This window comes from Leucobacter sp. CX169, assembly GCF_017161405.1.
Classification (GTDB): Bacteria; Actinomycetota; Actinomycetes; order Actinomycetales; family Microbacteriaceae; genus Cx-87.
Genome location: NZ_CP071051.1, coordinates 2,500,999 through 2,520,231 on the forward strand (window position 1 = coordinate 2,500,999; position 19,233 = coordinate 2,520,231).

Annotated in this window: 14 protein-coding genes and 1 tRNA gene; 4 read left to right on the forward strand and 11 right to left on the reverse strand. The window is 66.6% G+C overall.

The window, feature by feature from the left end; all coding sequences use genetic code 11:
* Positions 1–11: 11 nt before the first annotated feature.
* Together JW030_RS11480 and JW030_RS11485 are read right to left on the reverse strand one after the other, a co-directional pair.
* Positions 12–935 carry an ABC transporter substrate-binding protein gene (locus JW030_RS11480; RefSeq protein WP_188046731.1) on the reverse strand — a complete coding sequence of 308 codons (924 nt, stop codon included), beginning with the start codon at positions 933–935 and terminating at the stop codon, positions 12–14.
* 48 nt (positions 936–983) lie between these two features.
* Positions 984–2,654 (reverse strand): amidohydrolase, encoded by a 1,671-nt coding sequence (locus tag JW030_RS11485; protein ID WP_188046730.1) that lies wholly within the window; start codon positions 2,652–2,654, stop codon positions 984–986.
* 183 nt (positions 2,655–2,837) lie between these two features.
* Here JW030_RS11485 and JW030_RS11490 point away from each other — a divergent pair, with 183 nt between their 5' ends.
* The gene (locus JW030_RS11490) at positions 2,838–3,842 is read left to right on the forward strand and encodes a LacI family DNA-binding transcriptional regulator (RefSeq protein WP_188046729.1); all 1,005 of its coding nucleotides are present in this window, start codon (positions 2,838–2,840) and stop codon (positions 3,840–3,842) included.
* Between the two features lie 30 nt (positions 3,843–3,872).
* Here the strand turns inward: JW030_RS11490 and JW030_RS11495 are convergent.
* The 4 genes from JW030_RS11495 to JW030_RS11510 form a co-directional block, all read right to left on the reverse strand.
* Positions 3,873–3,948, reverse strand: a tRNA-Arg gene (locus JW030_RS11495).
* A 339-nt stretch (positions 3,949–4,287) separates the two neighbouring features.
* On the reverse strand, positions 4,288–4,992 hold the full coding sequence (locus JW030_RS11500) for an NlpC/P60 family protein (protein ID WP_188046728.1): 705 nt from the start codon (positions 4,990–4,992) through the stop codon (positions 4,288–4,290).
* A 234-nt stretch (positions 4,993–5,226) separates the two neighbouring features.
* The gene (gene gdhA / locus JW030_RS11505) at positions 5,227–6,573 is read right to left on the reverse strand and encodes an NADP-specific glutamate dehydrogenase (RefSeq protein ID WP_255499226.1); all 1,347 of its coding nucleotides are present in this window, start codon (positions 6,571–6,573) and stop codon (positions 5,227–5,229) included.
* A 63-nt stretch (positions 6,574–6,636) separates the two neighbouring features.
* Positions 6,637–7,332, reverse strand: a complete 696-nt coding sequence (locus JW030_RS11510) for a metal-dependent transcriptional regulator (protein ID WP_188046727.1) — start codon at positions 7,330–7,332, stop codon at positions 6,637–6,639.
* Between the two features lie 85 nt (positions 7,333–7,417).
* Here JW030_RS11510 and serC point away from each other — a divergent pair, with 85 nt between their 5' ends.
* Positions 7,418–8,536 (forward strand): phosphoserine transaminase, encoded by a 1,119-nt coding sequence (gene serC, locus JW030_RS11515; protein WP_188046726.1) that lies wholly within the window; start codon positions 7,418–7,420, stop codon positions 8,534–8,536.
* 198 nt (positions 8,537–8,734) lie between these two features.
* Here the strand turns inward: serC and JW030_RS11520 are convergent, their stop codons facing one another.
* The 5 genes from JW030_RS11520 to JW030_RS11540 all read right to left on the reverse strand — a co-directional run bounded on the left by JW030_RS11520 (position 8,735) and on the right by JW030_RS11540 (position 16,730).
* Positions 8,735–9,745: a class C sortase gene (locus JW030_RS11520; protein WP_188046725.1), complete on the reverse strand. Its 1,011-nt coding sequence runs from the start codon at positions 9,743–9,745 to the stop codon at positions 8,735–8,737.
* 96 nt (positions 9,746–9,841) lie between these two features.
* Complete coding sequence (locus JW030_RS11525; protein WP_188046724.1) at positions 9,842–11,299, reverse strand: SpaH/EbpB family LPXTG-anchored major pilin; 1,458 nt, start codon at positions 11,297–11,299, stop codon at positions 9,842–9,844.
* Between the two features lie 137 nt (positions 11,300–11,436).
* Positions 11,437–14,985 carry a SpaA isopeptide-forming pilin-related protein gene (locus JW030_RS11530; RefSeq protein ID WP_188046723.1) on the reverse strand — a complete coding sequence of 1,183 codons (3,549 nt, stop codon included), beginning with the start codon at positions 14,983–14,985 and terminating at the stop codon, positions 11,437–11,439.
* Positions 14,986–15,622: 637 nt separating this feature from the next.
* Entirely contained in the window at positions 15,623–16,357 is a 735-nt protein-coding gene (locus tag JW030_RS11535; protein WP_188046722.1) for a DUF3027 domain-containing protein, read from the reverse strand.
* Positions 16,350–16,730, reverse strand: a complete 381-nt coding sequence (locus JW030_RS11540) for a cold-shock protein (protein ID WP_188046721.1) — start codon at positions 16,728–16,730, stop codon at positions 16,350–16,352. Before JW030_RS11540 ends, JW030_RS11535 begins: the two co-directional genes overlap by 8 nt.
* 172 nt (positions 16,731–16,902) lie before the next feature.
* On the opposite strand from JW030_RS11540, the gene JW030_RS11545 reads away from it, so the two are divergent.
* Positions 16,903–17,175: a hypothetical protein gene (locus JW030_RS11545; protein WP_188046720.1), complete on the forward strand. Its 273-nt coding sequence runs from the start codon at positions 16,903–16,905 to the stop codon at positions 17,173–17,175.
* A gap of 18 nt (positions 17,176–17,193) precedes the next feature.
* Positions 17,194–19,059: a helicase-associated domain-containing protein gene (locus JW030_RS11550; RefSeq protein WP_188046719.1), complete on the forward strand. Its 1,866-nt coding sequence runs from the start codon at positions 17,194–17,196 to the stop codon at positions 19,057–19,059.
* Positions 19,060–19,233: the final 174 nt, after the last annotated feature.

The window sequence follows — 19,233 nt, forward strand, 5'->3', positions numbered from 1 at the left end:
TGGCTCATCGACTATTCCGTGCCAGCGTTGACAGTGATCGCGTCGACGCGGCCGACCTCGACGCCCCAGAACTCCAGGATCTCGTCGTAGGTGCCATCGTCGTGCAGTTCCTGCATCGCCGCGGCGAAGGCCTCGACCAGCTCGGTGTTGCCCTTCTTGAACGGGGCACCGGCAGGCAGCGTGTCGTAAATCTCCGAGCCGACGAGCTTGCCACCGCTGTTCTTGATCGCGTAGCTCACCACGGGTGAGTCCGCGACGAACGCGTACGCACGGCCGAGCGACACCGCAGCCACCATCTCCTCGGTCGTGTCGTATCCCATGACCTCGATCTTGTCCTTGCCCGCAGCCAGGCACTCCTTCTCGATCTCGGGCAGGTAGTACAGCGGCGCGGACCCACCGTTGGGCACGGAGATCTTCTGGCCACAGATGTCGAGCTCGCTCGCGATCTCGTTCTCCTTCAGCGAGCCGAACTGGTTGCCGGCCCAGAAGAAGTCGACCATGTCGAAGCTCTCCTGACGCTTGATCGTGTCGTAGTAGCCCGCGATGCCCGAGTCGAACTTGCCGAGCTCGATGTTCGGGATGATGTTCTCGAACTTCGCGACCTGGTTGTCGGTCTCGAGGCCGAGCTTGGCGGCCGTCGCATTCATGAGGTCGACCTCCCAGCCGATCGGGTTGCCCGCATCGTCCTTGAACTCGTTCGGCGGGTAGGTGGCGTCGACGCCGAGGACGAACGTCCCGCGCTCGGCGATCTCCGAGGGGAGCATCGCCGCTGCCTCTTCGCTCACCGTGATCTTGGACAGGTCGACGGCCGTGTTCGCGGGCTTTGCCGCGTCGGTGCCTGCATCGCCACCCTTGGCGTCGGCACCTCCTGCCGCGCAACCGGTGGTCAGAAGCACTGCGAGGGCGGCCGTGGCCACCAAGCTCTTCTTCATCATTCGTTGTTCCTTTGTTTGGGTGTGGATTGGAGGGGTAACAGTCAGGAGTTAGGCCGAGTAGACGAGTGCGCCGTCGCTGTAGACCCGCGCGGCGCGCGTCTCGTGAATCTCCGCGGAGCTCTTCGCGAAGGGATCCTGGTTCGTGACGACCACGTCGGCGAGATAGCCCGGAGCGACGCGACCAACCTCGTGGCTGCGCCCCATCACTTCGACGCCGCCGAGGGTGTAGGCGCGCAGCGCGGTGGCCAGGTCGAGCTTCTCGTTCTCGAGAAACACCCGCTCGTCGTAGTCGGGGTGGCTGACCGGCACTTGGCGGTTCACCGCGACGTGCATGCCGAGCCACGGGTCGGCCGAGGTCACAGGCCAGTCGGAGCCAGCGCAGAGGTGGCTGCCGCTGCGCACCAGCGACGCGAACGGGTACTGGTGGGTGACGCGCTCGTCCCCGAGGAACGGCAGCGTGAGATCGATCATCTGGGGGTCGTAGCTTGCCCAGAGCGGCTGCATGTTCGCCGACGTGTTGAGCGCGCCGAAACGCGGCACGTCGCTCGGGTTGATGATCTGGATGTGCGCGAGCTGGTGCATCACCGTCGAGGCGTCGCCGTTCGCGGCGCGCGCCACCTCAATCGCGTCGAGCGCCTCGCGCACGGCTCGATCCCCGAGCGCATGAAAGTGCAGCTGAAAGCCCTGCCGGTCGAGCTCGGTCACAATGTCCCGCAACTTGATCGGGTCGACGAACGAGAGCCCCGCGTTTTCCGACGCTTCCGCGGTCGTCGCGCAGTCGCAGCCTGGCGCAAGATAGGGCTCGATCATCGCGGCGGTCTGGTTCTCGGCGACGCCGTCCTGCATGATCTTGATGGTGTCTGCGCGGAATCGTCCGCCGTGTGCCGCAGTGCGCTTCGCCACGAACGCGGGGATCTGCTCGAGCCCCTCCTTGCGCTCCCACCAGAGCGCGCCATTGACGCGCCCGCTGAGCTCGCCGCGCTCCTCGGCGAGCCGGTACACGTCGTAGAACTTGGGGCTGTGGTTGCCGTACTGCCCGATGAGGGCGTCCTGCCAGCTCGTGATGCCGTAGGCGATCAGCTTCGCCTGGCCGACCAGGAATCCTGCGTACATCTCGTCGAGGTTCGGCTGCGGTGCGTGCGAGAGGGCCAACATGCGGGCGCCCTCGTGCAGCGTTCCGGTGGGCTCCCCGTGCTCGTCGCGCTCGATGCGCCCATCGGCAGGATCCGGGGTGTGCGCGTCGATGCCGCAGCGCCGCAGCGCCTCGCTGTTGACCCAGGCGCTGTGGTGATCGCGGTTCGAAAGGATGATCGGGCGGTCGTTGCAGATCGCGTCGAGGTCTCCCTTGAGGGGCGCGCCGCCGGGGAACGCGGCCTGCTGCCATCCGGCGCCGACGATCCACTCTTCGTCCGGGTTCGCCGCGACGTACTCACTCACGGTAGCGAGGTAGTCCTCGCGGTTCCAGCCGTCGGCGAGATTGCAGCCGAGCATCTCCATGCCCGCCTCGACCGGGTGCACGTGGGAATCGGTCATCCCGGGCAGCAACAGCTGTCCCGCGATGTCAACGACCTCGGTCGACTCTCCAATGGCGGCCTCCACCTCATTCCCGAGCAGCAGGATCCTGCCGTCCTTGATGCCGACGTGGCAGGGGGCGGGGATATACTCCTCGCCCGTGAACACTGCGCCGTTGAGAAATGCGAGATCGAGCCGATCGCCCACTGTTTGCTCCTTTGAAAACACTCGCTAGACTGAACTAACCGCGTGTAACTTAATCGTTTAAGTGATCTTCGGAGAATAGCTCTCCGTCGACCGCATTGTCAAAAGCGGATCATCACGGGTTGATCTCGAAGGCGTCTTGTGCGCCGCCGAACTCTCCGGGTGACCCGCACGCCAGGAGGATTTTTGCCCGCGACGCTCAAAGACATCGCCGCCCGCATGGGGCTCTCTGTCGCAGCTGTCTCGATGGCAATGAACGGCAAGCCGGGGGTCTCGGAGGAGACGCGTGAGCGCGTGCACCAGGTGGCCGAGGAACTCGGCTACCGCATCAACCGCTCGGGCCGCTCGCTACGCACCTCGCGCACCGGGGCCATCGGCGTCTACTTCCCCTCAACGGTGTTGCAGTATTCGCTCTACTTCGCCGAGGTGACACGCGGCATCGCCGCCGGGCTCGCGAGCACCGACCACTCCCCCATCCTGCTGCCGTCGGCGCTCGACACGGGTGATGTGCAAGACTTCCCCGCGGTCGACGGCTTCATCGTCGTCGAGCCTCACTCGGACGATTTGGGCATGCGCGAGCTTCTCAAGGGCACCGTGCCGACGGTGTGCGTCGACCCGCCGCCGGCCGATGCGGCGCGGCCCTGGGGGGTCGTCGAGTCCGACACCCAGGCGAGCACGATCATCGCGCTCGACCGCATGCTCGAGCGCGGCACGGGAAGCCCCAGTCGGCCCGGCCTCCTCACCGTCGAACGCGTCTCCGAGTGGACGCTCACGATCGAGGCGGTCTACCTCGACTGGTGCCGCAAGCGCGGGATCGAACCCGAGATCATTCTCATCTCGGCTCAGGAGAGCAACGAGAAGGTGCACCAGCAGCTCAGCGAGCGACTTACCGGGGCGCCGGGTGCCTGCGACGGCCTCTTCGTGTGCGGCGAGGGCGTCGCAGTGCGCATCGCGGGCGTGCTGCGCACCATGGGGCACACGGTCGGAGAGAGCGTGCTGCTCGTCTCGGGCGTCGACAGCACGATGATGCAGTTCCACACCCCGTCGATCACGTCGGTCGACATGAACCCGTTCGTGTACGGGCAGCGTGCGGCCCAGATGATGGTGGAACTGCTCGCGGCACCCGAACGCCCGGCGCAGACGCGCACCGAGCTGATCGAGTCACCGCTGGTCGTGCGCGAGAGCTGCTGAACTGAGGCCCAAGCGCTCTGGCGCCACGTATGGTGCCCCAGATAGGAATCGAACCTACGACACCTTCTTTAGGAGAGAAGTGCTCTATCCACTGAGCTACTGGGGCGAAAACTGCGCGGTCACCATGCTATCGCGCGCGCGCGGCGGCTGACGCCACCCGGCCCGCGTGCCCCGGCGCGTGGCGGCGCGTGGCGGCGCCGGTGCGCGGCGTTAAACATGTCGGAAACGAGAATTATTCCGGAAGGAAACTGCCCTGGGCGTCCGGAATGATTGTCATTTCCGACATGCGTGACAGGGGGGGGCGGCGGCTGACGCAGCGGCGGGGCGGGCACGCGGCGCGGCCAGGCGCAGCCAGGTGCGGCGCGGCCAGGTGCGGCGCGCAGCCACCCCACACACAGCAAACGGGGCGCCACCCGAAGGTGACGCCCCGTTTGGGAAGAAGTGCTTAGCCGATGCGGACGACGACCGGGCTCGCGTTCGGGCTCCAGGCGCCCGCAACCACAGTCTGGTTGCCGCTGTAACCACTGTGCACTGCCATGCCGTTGCCGGCGTAGATGGCGACGTGCTGGCCGGGCCAGATCAGGATGTCACCGGGGGCGTAGCCACCCGAAGTCACGACGCTGCCGTACCGGGTGTACTCGCCGACGGCGGTACCCAGGTCGCCTGCGCCGAAGCCGATCGCGCGAAGCGCGCGCTCGAGCAGGACGGTGCAATCCTGGTTCGCACCCAGCTGTGCGTACGCAGCGCCGAGGAGGCCGCTCGCGCCCGAACCGCTGGGAAGGTCAGCGCCGCCGGCGCCGCCGCCGTTGGCAACCGCCTCGGCCGCCTTGGCAGCCTTCTCTTCAGCAGCCTTGGCTGCCTCGGCCTCAGCGACCTTGCGCTGCTCGGCTGCGATTTCGTCGGCCGTGGTGGCCTGGGGAAGTTCGATGGCAACTGCCGTGTCGACGTCTACCGTGGTCAGCTGCTGGGCGGGGACCAGGTCCGGCGCACCCTCAACAGTCTGAGTCGCGTACGCGGGCATTGCGAAAGTTGCGGCCAGGCCGGCGCTCAGCGCCACACCTGCGGCAACTCGAGTGCCCTTCTTCAGCTTCGAACCAATGGTCGAAATGGACTGACGCGTCACCAGTTCGGTGCCGGGGGTCTGTGCCAATGCTCTACCTCACGTTTGCTGATCGGGGATTCGGTTCCTACTGGAAGCAGGAGCCTCGACCAGCGTAACCGAAGATCACGGATATGTCACGCTCAGGCCAAGATCCGCGTAATCCTGCGGTTCCGGGGCCGAAAGTCGCTCTGGGTCGAGGCATTTCCCCAGGAAAAGCGCGGGGCCCGCGGCATCCGCCGCAGGCCCCACACCAGCAGGATCCTGCCGAAACGCAGTCAGCGCCTAGATCACGCCCTGCGCGACCATCGCCTGGGCCACCGTGACAAAGGAGGCCGAGTTCGCCCCGAGAACGTAGTCCCCCGGGCGGCCGTAGCGCTCAGATGCCGCAAAGGTGGACTGGTGCACGTCACGCATGATGCCGTGCAGGCGCGACTCGCTCTTGCCGAAGTCCCAGCGCTGGCGCGAGGCGTTCTGGCTCATCTCGAGCGCCGAGGTGGCGACGCCGCCCGCGTTGGCCGCCTTGCCGGGGCCGAACAGCACGCCGGCCTCCTGGAACGCGGCGACCGCCTCGGGGGTGGTCGGCATGTTGGCGCCCTCAGCGACCGCACGGACCCCGTTCCGGATCAGCGCCTGTGCGCCGGCAAGCGGCAGCTCGTTCTGCGTTGCGCACGGGAAGGCGAGCTCGCCCGGCACGTCCCATACGGAACCGCCCTCGACGTAGCGGGCACTGGGCTTGCGGTCGGCGTACGCCGAGATGCGCCCGCGCTCGACCTCTTTGATCTGCTTGAGCAGCTCGAGGTCGATTCCTGCCTCGTCGACGACGTAGCCCTGCGAGTCCGAGGCGGTGATCGCTCGGCCCCCCAGTTGGGCGATCTTCTCGATCGCGTATGTGGCAACGTTGCCCGATCCCGACACGATCGCGCGACGATCCTCAATGCCCTCGCCGCGGTGCGCCAGCATTTCCTCGGCGAAGTACACGGCGCCGTATCCGGTCGCCTGGACGCGCACCTCCGCGCCGCCCCAGGCCTTCCCCTTGCCGGTGAGCATGCCCGCCTCGTGGCGGTTGGTGATCTTGCGGTACTGCCCGAAGAGGTAGCCGATCTCGCGCCCGCCAACGCCAATGTCACCCGCGGGAACATCGGTGTGTTCGCCGAGGTGACGGTACAGCTCGTTCATGAAGCTCTGGCAGAAGCGCATGACCTCGGTGTCGCTCTTGCCGCGGGGGTCGAAGTCCGAACCGCCCTTGCCGCCGCCGATGCCCTGACGGGTCAGCGCGTTCTTGAAGATCTGCTCGAACCCCAGGAACTTGATGATCGACAGGTTCACGCTCGGGTGGAAGCGCAGTCCTCCCTTATAGGGGCCAAGCGCCGAGTTGAACTGTACGCGGAAACCGCGGTTCACCTGCACCTGGTTCTGGTCATCGAACCACGGCACTCGGAACACGATCTGTCGCTCGGGCTCGATCATGCGGTCGAGCACTCCCGCCTCGACGAACTCGGGGTGTTCCTCCAGCACCGGCACGAGCGTGTCGAGTACCTCGTGGACTGCCTGCAAGAACTCCGACTCGTGCGGACCGCGCATCTGCGCGACCCCTGCGATCCTTTGCACATGCGCTTGGGCGGCGGTCAGCGTCAAACTGGGCTCCTCTGTATCAACTCCATTGATGATCTGCCCGGCGACGAACGCCCCGGACTACTGCTGCGCGACGAAGATGTGGGTGGCTACCTCGTGAGGAAGCTCGATGCCCGCATCGAATCCGTCGACCTCCACGAGCACGTACGCGCCCGCCGAGGAAAATGTTGCAGTGTTGCCGGGCTTCACACCCGACTGCCCCAGCTGCCGCAGCAACTCAGGATCCACCTGCACCGGTTCGGCGAGGCGACGAATAGTGGCCAAGGCGCGCGTGCGTCCGCCCGAGAGGAGTTCGGGCACGCCGATGACTCCCGCGGAGAACGATGCAGCGGGCACTTCACCCAAGTCTTCAAGTCCCGGAATCGGGTTGCCGTAGGGCGACTCCGTCGGGTGGTCGAGAATGGTGAGCAGCTTGCGTTCGACCTGCTCGCTCATGACGTGTTCCCAGCGGCACGCTTCGTCGTGCACGAACTCCCATTCGAGCCCGATTACGTCGGCGAGCAGGCGCTCGGCGAGGCGGTGCTTCCGCATCACCTGCACGGCCTTCTTGCGCCCCTCGGGGGTGAGTTCGAGATGGCGTTCGCCCGTGACGACGACCAGTCCGTCGCGCTCCATTCGCCCGACTGTCTGCGAAACGGTGGGGCCAGAGTGGCCGAGACGTTCCGAAATTCGGGCGCGCAGCGGGGTGATCCGCTCTTCCTCGAGCTCCAAGATGGTGCGGAGATACATCTCCGTCGTATCAATCAGGTCGGCCATAGCGCGCTCCCTCCTGCAGTGTTTCGCCTGTCCGCCAGCCTATCGCGCGCACGAGAGGGTTCCGAACCCGGCGTAAGATCGTGCCATGGCCGACATCACGATCCCGTCTTCCCTTATGCCCGCCGATGGTCGCTTTGGGTGCGGTCCGTCGAAGATCCGCACCGAGCAGCTGAACTTCCTGTCGCGGCTGCAGCCCGGCGTTCTGGGCACCTCGCACCGCCAGGCCCCGGTGAAGGACCTGGTTGGAAGCGTCCGCGCGGGCCTGCTCGACCTGTTCCGCGCACCTGAGGGCTACGAGATCCTGCTCGCCAATGGCGGCGCGACGACCTTCTGGGACTCGGCGGTGCACTCCCTGATCGAGCAGCGCAGCCAGCACCTCACCTTTGGCGAGTTCGGCGCAAAGTTCGCCTCCGCCGCCAAGGCTGCCCCGTTCTTGCAGGATCCCTCCGTGCGCAGCGCCGATGCAGGATCGCGGAGCGCAGCCGAGGCCGAGGCCGGGATTGACGTGTATGCCTTCCCGCACAACGAGACTTCTACGGGTGTCATGGCGCCCGTCACGCGCGTGCACGGCGACGCCGGCGCGCTGACCGTCGTCGACGCGACGAGCGCGGCGGGCGGCATCAACTTCGAGGCCTCCGAGACCGACGTCTATTACTTCTCCCCGCAGAAGAACTTCGCCTCTGACGGCGGCATCTGGTTTGCCCTGGTCTCCCCCGCCGCGATCGAGCGTATCGAGCGGGTCACGGCGTCGGGTCGCTACATCCCCGAGACGCTGAACCTCGCCGGCGCGATCTCGAACTCGCGCCTGAACCAGACGCTGAACACCCCGGCGCTCGCCACCATCGGCATGATGGACGAGCAGGTGCGTTGGATGAATGCCAACGGCGGCCTCGCCTGGGCGTCCTCGCGCACCGCCGAGTCCTCGGGTGTGCTCTACGACTGGGCCGAGCAGAGCTCGGTCGCGCGCCCCTTCGTCGAGAACCCCGAGCACCGCTCGCAGGTGGTGGTGACGATCGATTTCGACGACGCCATCGACGCTGCGGCGATCGCGAAGGTGCTGCGCGCGAACGGCATCGTCGATACCGAGCCGTACCGCAAGCTCGGACGCAACCAGCTGCGCGTCGCGACGTTCACGGCGATCGAGCCTGACGATGTGCGCGCCCTCACGGGCGCAATCGACTACGTGCTCGAGCGCCTGGGCTAACCGCAGAAACACTGCTGGGCCCGGGAAAGCGCGTGTGCGCCTCGGGCCCAGCAGCTGGCAGGCAACGAGTTCCGTACGACGTCGTTCCGGTGAACTCCAACATTCGCCAGTCTCGCGTGTGACGTGATCGATCCTGCTCCCCAACGGGCCAACGAGCGGGGGGACACTCACTGACCCGGGTCTGTATGGCTCTGCGGATTAACCCCCCGATCCTTGGCCATCCGCGGCCCCGTGTTCGGGTGCGGAGTCTGCGTGCGGGCCGGAGCCCTTCGGGGCGATGCCCCAGCCCTGCTGCGCCGCGGCGCGCGGCGCCGGCAGCGCGCCGACCCGTCCCATGCGCCAGACGTACGCCGTCAAAAGCGCAAGCGCGACGCCGATGCCGACCGCCCACCAGGGGAACCCCGGGATGTCGGGCGCTTTCCCGGCATCATTGATCGCCCCGATGGGAGTCGGCGTGATGCGCTCACCCGTCACCAGGATCCGGTGGCTATTGATGCCGAGCGGGGTACACGTGACGAGCGTCACGAGGTCCCTGCCGTACTCGGGGTAGAGCGCCTGGGTCTCGCTGGGCTCGACCACCTGCGTCTCAACCACCTTGTAGCTGATCACCTCGCCGAAGACCTCGATTGTGAAGATCTCCCCGGCCTTGACCTGGTCGAGATGGGTGAAGAGCTCGGCACTTGCGAGCCCGCGGTGCGCGGTGAGCACGGAGTGCTGGTCGACGCCGCCGACCGGGAGCGACGTGCCCTGCAGATGCCCGACGCCCTTGCCGAGCGTCTCATCCGAGGTTCCGTGAAAGATCGGAAGGTCGACGTTGATTGATGGGATACGCAGACGCGCCATGACCCCGTCGGCGTCGGCTCGAAGCAGGCTGTCGTAGTCGAAGTCGCCGCTCTCCGTGCCCTCACTCGTGGGGACGTTAGTGTTCGCTCCGACAAGCGCACCGCCAACGAGTGCCTCGTTGTATGCGCGCGCCCGGTCGATCTCGGCCTCGCGCTGCGTCGTCGCCGCGCTGCTTGTTGAAACCTCGACGGACTTGATGATTTGCGATTGGGCGTACTGCGAGAACCACGAGGCGATGCCCGGGTAGAGAAAGATGAGCAGCCCCGTCAGCGCCAGCAGCGCCGTGAAGAACGCGAAGCGCGGGAACCGCCAGGAGCCGGTGCGGGCCGGTGCGGCCTGCGGCTCCTGATCGATGATCGTGCTCATGGCGTCCTCCTGGGCGGCACTGATGCAGTCGGTGGGGGTTGGGAGAGGGCGGGGAGGCCGAAACCTCCCCACCCTCTTCTGGTGCGAGCGAGCTCGCTACTGGAAGGTGCCCTGGCGGCGACGCGAGGAGGCCACGAGGGCCACTCCGCCTGCAGTCAGGAGCAGGGCGAGCCCACCGAGCATGAACATTGTCGTGCCGGTCGAGCCGGTCAGCGGCAGGTTCGGGCCGTTCTGCTGGGTGTTGTTGATGGTGATCATTGTCGGGTCGTTCTCACCCGCGGCGTTCACCGTAACCTCGGTCCACGCGGCGTCCCCTGTGGGAAGCGCGTACCCGGCCGGGGCCTTCGTCTCGAGCAGCCAGTAGTCCTCGGTCACATCCGTACCCATACCGACGTAGAGCCCGTCGATGACGATCTGGCCGGCACTGTTCGTCATGTAGGTTCCGACGATGTTGCCGTCCTTCTCGTCATACAGCGTGAACTCCGCGCCCTGCAGGGTCCGGTTGGGATCCTGTGCGGCCTTCTTCGTGACCGTCAACGGCCCCCAGTTCGTCCGAGGGTGATCGGTCTCCTTGGTCGTGTCGTTCACGTAAACGAGCCCGGTGTTGTCAATCAGGCCGTTGTCGCCCAGGCTGACGACCTTGGTCGTGTACTCGACCGTGACATTCTCGCCCGCGACCAGCGCCGTGCGAGCATCGGTGTTCAGCGTCACGATTACGGACTGGCCTGTCCCGCTGCGGGTGTAACCCGTGGATACATCGGGGTTCACTTCAACCCCGTCGATCTTCACCACAATCCCGGTGAGTTCGAGCCGCGGGTCGAGCAGATCCGAGATTACGAAGCTCCGGTAGGTGTCCCCTGCGCCCAGCGCCGGAATCGGTGCGGTCACAGTCCAAGTGACGGTCGAACCGAGCAGCGGCGCTACCGGGTCTGAAACCGTCTTCGTCGGGACAGTCGTGTTCAGCTTGTTCTTCGGGTAGACGTGCACGTTGTACAGCCAGGAGCTGTCCGCTGCGACCGGGTACGGGATGGACACGAGGAACGGCGCTACCGGGGAAACGATCGAGTTATCTCCGGGGCCTGTCTCAGTGACGTAGTACAGACCGTAGGGAAGATCTGGCACGGTCACCACACCGCCGGCTCCGGTTTCGACCGGGGTCGTCGAGCTGAACGAGTACGGTGCCGCCATCACGTTGCCCGGGGTGACCAGCTGCGCGGCATCCCAGCCCGCGGCAGTGGTCAGGTCGATCGGAACGCCATCCTTGGCAACGCGCTGGATGCTGAACTCCACACCCTCAAGACCCTCGCCAAGCGCCGCAATTGCTTCCTCGTCAGTGATGACGGATCCGTTTCCCGCAGCACCCGGGTCACCAGCGTGCTTGTGGATGGTCAGCGACCCCATCGTTCCCGTGATGTTCGAAATGCTGGGTGGGGGCACCTCGTCCACAGCCGAAGCTGCGGAGCCGATGCCTGCCGTGCCGATCAGCGCAAGCGCTGTGACTCCGACGAGGGCGAGTGCTCGTCTGCCGAGCCCTCCCCGTTCCTGTTGGTTCATGAGATTGACCTCTCCTCGGGGCGCGTCTTTGGGCACCCGGTGTGCGGAACTACGTTGTGGGTATTGGTGTGCGAGAAACAGGAGTTGCGCGATCTGGCGGAGGTTGGCCGCGGGCGCGGAAGGCGAGCGTCGACATGTCAGCTCACCTCCACTGGGCGGCGTACCCGGCGCCAGTAGGCGAGTCCGAGGAGCAGGGCAAGGAACCCGATTCCCGATCCTGCGAGGGTGTACATCAGGGTGCTCATACCGCCGGTGAGCGGGATAGCCACGCCGTTCTGCTGCGTGTTCTCCACCGCACCGTGGACGATCACCGTTCCCGCGTTCGCGGCGTTCACCAGGATGTCGAAGGTTGCGCCGCCGATGTAGCCCGGAGGGGCCTTCGTCTCGGCGATCGTGTATGCGCCCCAGGCGAGATCCCGGAGTTCGAACTTCCCGGCCGCGGGGTCCTTGTCGAGACCACCGCACGGGTCGCTGACACAGTCAACGATCGCGGCATCCGCAACCACCGGGTTCGTCCCCGTGATCTTCCATTCGGACCCGGACAGCAGATTGGTCGTTCCCTTCGCCACCTTGTTCCAGGTGACCGAGCCGAGCAGCTTCGTGTTCTCGAAAGCTCCCTTGTCTACGGTCGTTCCCGCGTTCGCGGCGTTGATCGTGAGGGAGAACGAGGCTGTTCCGGAGTACCCTTGCGGGGCACTCGTCTCGGTCACCGTGTACTCGCCCCAGGCCAGATCCTGGAGGGCGAACTTGCCGGCGAGTGGATCCGTGTCCGGGCCAGCGCACGGCCCGCTGATGCAGTCCGTGATTACAACCTCGGAGACGACGGGATTTGTGCCGACAATCTTCCAGGTCGAACCACCCAGGAGGTCAGTCGTCCCCTTCGCCACCTTGGTCCAGGTCGCTGCGCCCAACAGCTGGGTGTTCTCGAACGGGCCCTTGTTGATCGTCGTCCCCGCGTTAGCGGAGTTGACCGTCAATGTGAAGGACGCGGAACCCGAGTACCCCTGTGGCGGGCTCGTCTCGGTCACCGTGTAGTCGCCCCAGATGAGGTTGTTGACGGTGAACTGACCCGCGACAGGATCCTGGTCCGCTCCCGCACAAGGAAGCATCGTGCAATCGGGAACCGCGAGCTCGGGGTTGTCCGGAGCCGGGCCGACGATCTTCCAGACCGATCCGCCGAGGAGGGTACTCGTACCCGCTTTGACCTTCGACCAAGTCAGCGTCGCTGTCGGCGGGAGTTGAGTGTTGGTGAAGACACACGACTGGGCCACCGAACCAGCAGTCAGGCCGGAGAGGGTGATGGACACCCTCCCGTCCGGGGCAGTGACCACTGAGGAAGTCAAGTCGACGTTGTTGCAGACCACGCTGGTGAACACCCAGCCGGCCCGAGCCGGCTCGGACAGCGTGACCGCGGCGGTTTGTCCGGTCGTGCTGCTGAACCCGAGGGTCCAGGTCAGGCCGCCGTTCAGCGGCGTGTTCCTGGTCGGGGTACCCGTGAGCGTGGTGCCCGCCCCGGTACTCCCGGCGGTGAAGCTCCAGCCTTCGGCCCCAGACCTGGGGTTGGTGTTGTAGGCCACTTCGGTCTTATTCACCTGGATTGGGACCTGGCAGCTCAGCGCCTGCGCGAGAGCGGTCATGTCGGCGCCAAGATCGGCCCATTGTGCGACGTTGAAATAGTCCTGACCGGCTGTGCGTCCTGAGATCGCCTGGAGGTTGACCAGTGCGTTCGCGGGAAGCGCGACGCCGACCGCAATCACGGGGATTCCTCCAGCCTTAACAGCGTTTGCCGAGAGGACCGCCTGCTCAATGTGGTGAATCCTCACGTTGTCCGCACCGCCACTCCTGCTCTGCGTCGGAGCGCCATCGGTGACCATCAGTACGACGTCGTATGGACCCCCGGCCGCGGCTTGCATCGCCGCATCCCAGTTCGTCGCGGATGCCCATCCGCTCCCACCGTTGAGGGTGTTGTACAGGCTGGTCGCCAGTGCTGACGAGGCGGCCGTCGTTGAGCCGACCGTGGCGCTCGAGTTGAACATGATCGGCGTGATCAGGATGTTATTCGCCGGGGTGACGAGTCCGTTGACCAGCGAGCGAATCGCCGTCGCGTACGGGCCGCGTTCATCTTCCTCAATTGAGGTTGACCGGTCGAGCACGAGCGCGATGCGCAGCCCCGCGGTACACGTTGCCGGCTTCGTGGGGTTCAGCAGAGCGTTGGTGGTCTCGCCGATGCTCGCGGTGTCGCCTGAGCTGGTCTGTGGCATCTGGACCGTTGATCCGTTATTGACCACCGGGGTACGTCCGGGGTAGTAAATCGGGGGATCGAGATTTCCGGTCGCCGAACCCACCGCGATTTGATTCAACGCGAACGTTCCCGGTGCGGCGGTTTCCTCAACTACCCAGTACCGGCTGCCCGATTGTCCGGCTGCCAATGTGATTGTGCATGAGGTCGCCGGTGGAGCACCGATCGTGCAGGTTGCCCAGGGGTCGCCGATCGGTGCCACCGGGGCGGTGGTGCCGGTGTAGAGCCGGAACGTCGCGCCCTCAAGGTTGTCCGCGCTTGCGCGGATGACCCGCTTGTTGATGACGATCTTTCCGCAGGTCGAGTAGTTCCCGAGCTCCAGCTCTGCGGGCGTTCCCCAGCCGGTGAGCTGGTCGTCACCGGTGGTTGCCCGAACATAAGCGGTCGAGCCGAGCTTCGGAGGACATCCCGGAGCGCCGATAGTGCTCGAGTTCAGCGGTACGAGCAGCTTCACGTGCGTCGTCTGCTCCACCACGACGCTTGCCGGGAGATTGACGCAGTTTGCGCCGATCGTCGCGTAGGTCGCGAGGCTCGTGTAGGTACAGATCCTCAGCACGTCAATCGTGTTGCCCTGCTGGTGAATGTAGATCACGGTGCCGCCCTGGCTCCGATCAGGTTGCGGAACTTGGCTCGCTGCCGGCGAAGAGGCGGGCCCCCAGCGTTCTGGGGCGATCGTGTACTCGATGTACCAAGCGTTCGTGCCGGTCTGACTCTCTCGGTCAAACTCGAGAGCCAAATTGAAGTTTGAGCCCGAGGTTTGAATTGATGTACTCAGATTCAGCACTTGGGACTTCCCCGGCGCACTCGTCGCAAACGTCCAGGTGGTCGGGTTGCTGTTGTCGGACTGGCGTCCGTAGTAGCCGAAGTCTGCAGCTCCTGGCGGGGCTGCGAGCGCGACGATTCCGGGCTCCTCCGTGGGTGCCACTCTGGCCGCTGAGGCTGGGGCCGGCGAGGGTACCAACGCCACCGCGGTCACGGACTCATCTGGCGATCCTGCGGAAGCCAGCTCCTGCCAAGCCGCGTCATCACCGACCGCGAGGCCCTCGGACGCGACGGCTGGCCGCACCCGGAAGTGCTCCGCGGCGGCAACATCGTGGGTCACGTTCGCTTCGGCGTCCGATACGAGCTGCTTCACGAGGAAGGATCCGGCCACAGGGTCGAGGTCCGAGCCCGCGTAGCCGGCTTGGCCGGTGTTGTCTGCGACGGTAGCCGAGAGCACACCCTGCCATTGGCTTTCATTTCCGTCGTCGGCGACCGCGTCATTGCGGGGCCCTTCGACGGTGATCGAGGTATCGCCAACGAGCGCGCCGGACTCGTCCGACACGTTCCAGCGCAGATAGGGCGGCGCCGGCGCCTCGTCCGCTGCCGGAGCTGCCGGAGTGTCCACGGCATCGCTCGTCTCAGCGGGTGCGGGCGCCACCTCCGGCGCCGGCTGCTCTGCGGCGGGGGGCGCCGGAGCTGGAGCCGGAGGTGCGGGCTCAGGGGACGCCGGAGGCGTTTCTGCCGGGGGAACCTCGGCTGCTGGGGCTTCAGCCGGCGGCGCCTCCGGAGCCGGCGCTTCAGCCGGTGCCGTTACGGTTGCGTCGGGAGCAGGCTCGACGATCTCTCCCTCGGCCATTGCCGGCGACGCGCCCATCAGCACCAAGGCCACAACGGCGAGAGCCGCGGACAGCTGCCTGAATCGTCGAGGCTTTCCGCTTCCCCCTTCGAGCCCCCGAGCGGAATGCGTGCCTCGGAATGACCCATCTCGACCGGTCTCGGTCCGTCCGCCCCGGTGACGTATCGGGGTGCTGGGAAGCTTCATTGCGTCCTCGTCTCCATCTGATCGGAGGACTGTGCGGAACTGGTGTGCAGGTGCCCAACTGCGTGAATCCCCCGTTTGATGTGAACGCTAGGTTTGGGGGAAATCTCGGGGCATCCGTGAGGATTACGTATTTAGCCTCTGCGCGGGCGCACCAACGAAAAGGACCGCCGCATCAGCGACGGTCCTTCGCCCCGTGATTCCGGGGAAGTTCGGGCGGTTCTTACTCTTCTTCTTCGTCGTCCTCGTCAGGATCGAGGCGATCCTCATCGTCGTCGTCGGAATCGTCGAGGTCACCCTCGGCTTCACCCTCGTCGTCCTCGTCGTCGTCCTCGCCGTCAACGTCGACCCCGTCGATCTCGTCGTCAAAGTCGCTGAAGTCGTTCAGCAAGATGTCGCTGTCCGGGTCGTCATCGGCGTACGCGTCCCCGTCACCCTCAGCAAAGTCGGTCACGCCTGACTCGGCGTTCTCTGCCGCATGTAGTTCCTGGGCCTCGCGGTACTGCGCCAACCGCTCAGACCACGGCAGCCAGGCCGGGGCCGTGAGCGCGCCGGGACCGGGCAAAAGCTCGACCTCGAGTACGTTCACCGCGGATTCCTCGTCGACGCGCGCCACAGCGGCCGCCCAACGCCACCCCGGGTAGCCCGGCATGGTGTTCTCGAAGAACAGGGTCAACACGTGAATTCCGTTGACCTCGTGCCCCGCAGGCTCGCCAATGTTTGCCGCGTCGGTAATCTCGGCAAGCGCGGCGCGCGCCTGATCGACCGCGGCGAGCAGCACCGGATCCGGGTCAATCGGCTCTTCTGGAGCTACCTCAGCCTCGATGGGGGCAGCCTCTGTCTCTGCCGCCGCCAACGCCTCTGCAGGAGCACCCTCAACGGCAACCGTCTCGATCGCCGTCTCCTCGGGAGAGACCTCGGCCGTTGCCGTCTCGTCTGTCTCTTCCGGGCTATGCATCGAAGTCGTCCGCAACTCGGCGCAGCATGGTCGCGATCGTGCGCGCCTGCGCGCCGTCCGGGTACTGCCCGCTCTGCAGCCGGCCCCCCACCGCGTCGAGCAGCTTCACGAGATCCTCAACGATCACGGCCATGTCGTCGGCAGGCTTCCGCCGAATGCGCGCGAGCCGCGGCGGCGCGTCAACAACCCGCACCGAGAGGGCTGCCGGGCCGCGACGGCCATCGGCGATGCCGTACTCAAGCTTCATGCCCGGGCGCACGGTAACGCCCTCGGGCACCACGGATCCGTGCAAGTACACCTGCTGTCCGTCGTCGCCAGCGATGAAGCCGAAGCCCTTCTCATCGTCGTAGAACTTGACCTTGCCAGTTGGCATGCGTCGTCCTTTCTTCTTGGGTGCGACCCGAGTCACCCCGGTCGCTCGCGCCCGAGGCGCGGATCGTCGTCACGCGTATCGGTGCTTGCCGTTCATCAAGTCGGTGATGAATCCGAAGCTTCGCGTTGTCCCCAGTCTATCCGCGTGGGGCTGGGGAGGTAGGCTAGAAGAGATGTCTGCTGAGACCAGTTCCCCGTCGCGCCTCGAGCGCGTCCTTGCCTATGCCGCCGTGACCATCGTGGCGCTCGCCGTGCTGGCGTTTTTCGTGACGCTGATCATCGGCCTGACCGGCTCGGGTCGCGAGATTCTTGCTTCGGGCGGCTGGCCCCTGGTGGTGTGGACCTCCTATATCGGGCTGCCGATCGGCTTCGTACTGATCATCACCCTGCTGATCGTGAATAATCGGCGTCGAGCCAAGGACAATCCGCGGGATGCGCGCCGCTAAGCGAAGCAGTCTTTCCCGGTGAGCGGCACACTCGCGCTCGCCGGAGCAATCGCCAGCCTGGATCGGGCGGCGTTGACCCGCTTGGTGGGCACTCGCCCGCCGTCCGGCCCGACAGCGATTCAGGATCCGATCGGACTTGCCACAGCGCTGCTGCGACCGGACTCGTTGAGCCGCGCCCTCGCCGCCGCAGACCGGGGCACCCTCGCCGACATTGCGCGCCTCGGCCGTGGCGAATCTCTCGCGGCCGACGCCGCTGAGTCACTTCGCTCGCTCGGCCTCGCCGGGCTTTTGGGCGGGGTCACCGTGCCGCTGCCCGAGGTCACCACCGCGCTCGAACGGGCACTCACCGCTGCGACGATCGACGTGGCGGACCTTGATCATGCCGCGCTCCCGTCTCCCACCGTCTCGGTCGAGCCGTCCGCCCCGGGCCGCGCCGACCACTGGGTCGAGCCCGCGTTTACGCTCACCCAGCGGGCGGCGGCGATCCTGCGGGCCCTCACCGGCACCCCGGGTCACGTCCGCCGACGAGGCGTTGTCGCCGCGATTACGGTGAAGGCGCTCGCTGCGGCCGCGCACACCGAGCCCTCATCAGTGATCCGGATCCTGCCGATGCTCTCGCTCGCCGGCCTCACGACCGTTCCCGAGCGGGCAGGGAACAGCGACAGCGACGGTTCTCGTCCGCTCGTCGTGACCCCGCGCGCTGCCGATTGGCTCCGGCTGCCGCACCCCGAGCGCTGGCTCGAGCTTGCGACCGCACTGCTCGCCGGCATGCCGCTCGCGGTTCGTGGCCTGCTCACCGAGCCGGGAGCTTCGCTCGACTCCGCGACCGGCTCCGGGCTCCGCGACCGGTTCCCCCTCGCTACTGACGAGGTGCGCGAAGCCGCAGCCGAGTACTGCGCCTCCGCCGATGAGGCGGGCTTCGCGCCCTGGGGCCAACTGAGCGAGCCCGCCGCCGCGCTGCTCGCCGGCGACTGGGACCGCGCGCACGAGATCGTCAGCTCCGCCTTTCCCGCCCCGGTAAATGGCGTCTACGTGCAGCCCGATCTCAGTGTCGTCGCCCCCGGCCCGCTTCGCCCCGACGACGAGCAACGACTGATCGAGCTCGCCGACCTCGAACAGCTCGGCATCGCCGCCGTCTTTCGACTGTCGTCCAGCTCGCTCACCCGCGCGCTCGATCGCGGCTGGACCGGCGAGGAAGCCCGCGAGTTCCTTGAGCACCTCTCGCTGACCGGGATCCCCCAGCCCCTGGCGTATCTGCTCGACGAGGTCGAGGCACGCCACGGCAGCATCATCGTCGCCGCACACAACGGCGACGGCGCGCGCAGCCGCATCACTGCCGAGCGACCCGAGCTGCTCGACGCGATGCTGGTAGACCGATCGCTCCAGCACCTGCGGCTAACCCGGCTGGAACGTGCCGCGAAGCCGATTGCGCTCTCGCGGCTCTCGCCGGAACACGTCGCCGCCGCCCTGGCCGACGCCCGGTACCCCGTGACCGTCCCGGGCTCGCACCAGGGACCGCCGGCCGATCGCTGCGCCGCCCAGGCTGCGCCCAGAATGGCGCCGTTCGCGCCCTCGGAGATTCCCGACCACGCACCGCTGAGCCCCGCGCTCGAGGCGATGGTGTCCCGGGTGAGCGCCGCGGCGGAGAGCCAGCCCGAGGCCGGTGATTTCGTGCGCATCCTGGAGCTCGCCATTCGCGATCGCACCGTCATGGACCTCGTGGTGCACGCGAGCGGCCGAGACTGGCCGCTGCGCATGCTGCCGCACGCGGTCGCCAACGGGCGAGTCCGCGGCATCGACCCGGGCGCTGACGTCGAGCGCACCCTCCCCCTCGCCTCGCTTGTCTCCGTCGCGCCGGTGCAGGACGCGGACGGCGCTCTCTAGCTCCCGTCCCGCCCGCTCTCCCCATCGACGCCGCCCGCTCTCGCCATCGAGAAGTCTCAATCTGCGGCATCACGTGGCGCGAAGCCGCAGATTGCGACGGCTCGGCGGAGGGCCTGACGCGCGCGGGCACGCGATCAATCGGCGGGCGCGGCAGCCGGTTCACACGTGGGCCGA